Annotated in this window: 1 protein-coding gene and 2 pseudogenes; all 3 read right to left on the reverse strand. The window is 59.1% G+C overall.

The window, feature by feature from the left end; translation table 11 throughout:
• A pseudogene (locus ABJ99_RS09615) lies at positions 1-1041 on the reverse strand (toxin VasX); the annotation flags it as partial.
• On the reverse strand, positions 1038-1913 hold the full coding sequence (locus ABJ99_RS09620; RefSeq protein ID WP_054085620.1) for a DUF4123 domain-containing protein: 876 nt from the start codon (positions 1911-1913) through the stop codon (positions 1038-1040). The gene ABJ99_RS09620 and the pseudogene ABJ99_RS09615, both read right to left, overlap by 4 nt.
• A pseudogene (locus ABJ99_RS09625) lies at positions 1910-2226 on the reverse strand (type VI secretion system tip protein VgrG); the annotation flags it as partial. The gene ABJ99_RS09620 and the pseudogene ABJ99_RS09625, both read right to left, overlap by 4 nt.

Here is a 2226-nt window from a genome sequence, read left to right on the forward strand (position 1 = left end):
CAGCAACAGCAGGCCCGGGGACGGTGTTGCTGCCGATCTGCGCCTCTTCAAAATCGCATTGTTCAAAGTAGGCTTCAACCTCGCTCAAATACTGATGTGTGCGCAGCGCATCGCCGCGCACCGAGGCGGGCAGTTTTTCCGGTTCGCTTTCCGCGCCGCACAACGTGGTCACGGTCTGGGCGATCTGGATCTTGTGTTCGTGTTCGGCCTGCCAGTTGCGGTAAGCCGCCTGATCGGCGGCCAGTTGCATGCCCAGATCGTTGAAAATGGCGAGCGGGTCGTCGAGGGCGATGAACAGCGAACTGTCCTGATCGTCGACGCTGCCCCGCCAGAAGACGTCTGCGCCGAGCGGCGAGAACACTGACGCGACCTCATCGCTTGATGAGGGTTGTACAGTCGGAATCGCCGAATCTGCAAAACGGCCATCGTCAGCCACCTTGCCTTCGTCAATATCCGCGACCGCTTCGGCGATGCGGTTCAGCGGCAGGGTGTCGGGCTCGGCCATGCTGATGCGGTAGCGTTTCAGGTCCAGCGCTTTCATCCACAGCGCGCGGCTTGGCGGGTTGGAGCGCATGTGCTCGCAAAGACGCCACGTCCACTGCACGGGCGAAAAAGCGATGTGCAGGTGGTTGTCGCGCGGGTAAAGCAGAAAGGGCTGACCGTCGCCGGTGCCGTTTCGCTGGTCGCTGCCGATGTGCGCGTCGCTCCAGACGATGCGGCTCAGATGGCTGTCGATGGCTGAGACCGCGTATTCATGCAGGGTTTGAGCGGTTTCGTCGAAACGTAAACGTAACCGTCGTACAGTTGGCGCAGGGTGTAGCTGCGTGTTTTCAACGTTGGCAGGCGTGCCCATTTGCCATCTTTCGGCAGTGGCTTGAGCTTTTCGGGCGCGACGTCGTAACGCGAACGGTCCAGCGCATAGCGCACCGGGACGATGGCGATATTGGGTCCTTTGAAGGGGCACAGGCTGGTGGCCGTGGCGGGTGTTTTGGGGAAACGTGTCGCCAGTCGCTGTTGGCGGGTGCCGTGTTTTTCGGTCATGCAGCGGAGCCTTTATTTTTATAGGGTTTTTGACGGTATTCAGCTAACGCGCTGATGCGCAGTTCCGGAGGCAGGTGTTGAAGCTCTGGGTGCTTGGCCTGCCATGACTGATAAGGGCTTTGCGGCAGATATACAAAATCCAGGCCCCACCCGTGGCAGATGTCTGCCCACGTCGCTAATGCGTACTCGCTGACCAGCCCCCACTCAAGGCCGCTGTTCACAGCTCGCTTGAGCCACATGCTTATCTGAGCTTCGGTCTGGTTTGCGAAGGCGTGTGCATCCTCCTCCTGAAGCCAGTCATGAATGCGTTCTTCGAGGAGCCACCGATAGCACTCGTCAAGCGCATGCAACTGCGGTTCACCCAGCAGAGCAAAATTCTGCTGCCAAGGCCTTTGCGGGTGAGCGTTGATAAAGGGGGCCGGGAGTGAGGAGGGATTGTGCTGCCAGGCATGAACAGGGGGCTGTACCCAAAGTTGATCGACGGGACCCATTATCCGGCTCAGGTGCTCATCGCTGTAACTGGATAGCCAGTAATGCATCACCAGCGGATCTGCGAAGCGCAGCAGGCTTGAGTTGCCGAGATGGTCGGACGGGCACAGAAACCGGCACAGGTGCTCGGCAACTGTTTTCAGGGAGGCGTGGCTGGAAAATACGCTGGCGTCAGTTCGTGAGGCGACAGACTCCAGCCATTCGCGAATCAGCGATGATTCTGCCGGGACTTTCACCAGCACTGGACCCTGAGTCATGATCGCTGACCAACGCGTTCCAAGGTACAGTGGCCTGATCTCTAGAGCCTCGGCGCACTGATATAAATGTTTGATCGCATCAGGTCGCAACACGCCGTCAATCAGCAGATAGTTGGCCTGATTCATGGTTTGGCCTCCTTGGCTGCGCGCTCGCATTGCTCACAAAACGGAGTGCGCTTCATCGTCTGTGTTTGTGCAGGAGTCAGCATTTCCCCGGCCTCGTCTGCACCCACAGGTGTTGCCACGCCGGGCAGCCGTGGGGCGGCGCCGGAGCCGTTCCCCGGGCTGCCTACCGGTTGTGGCTCGATCATCTTGACGCCACTGGCATCGAGCTTGATAAAAGTGCCACCTACTTTGATGGTGACTTCCAGCCCTGCTTCGATGACCAGTTTGTTCCCGGCTTTTATGTGAACTTCTTGCCCGGCCTCTGCCAGCAACC

Origin of the sequence: Pseudomonas syringae pv. cilantro (genome assembly GCF_001293775.1) — a bacterium.
Lineage (GTDB): Bacteria > Pseudomonadota > Gammaproteobacteria > Pseudomonadales > Pseudomonadaceae > Aquipseudomonas > Aquipseudomonas syringae_P.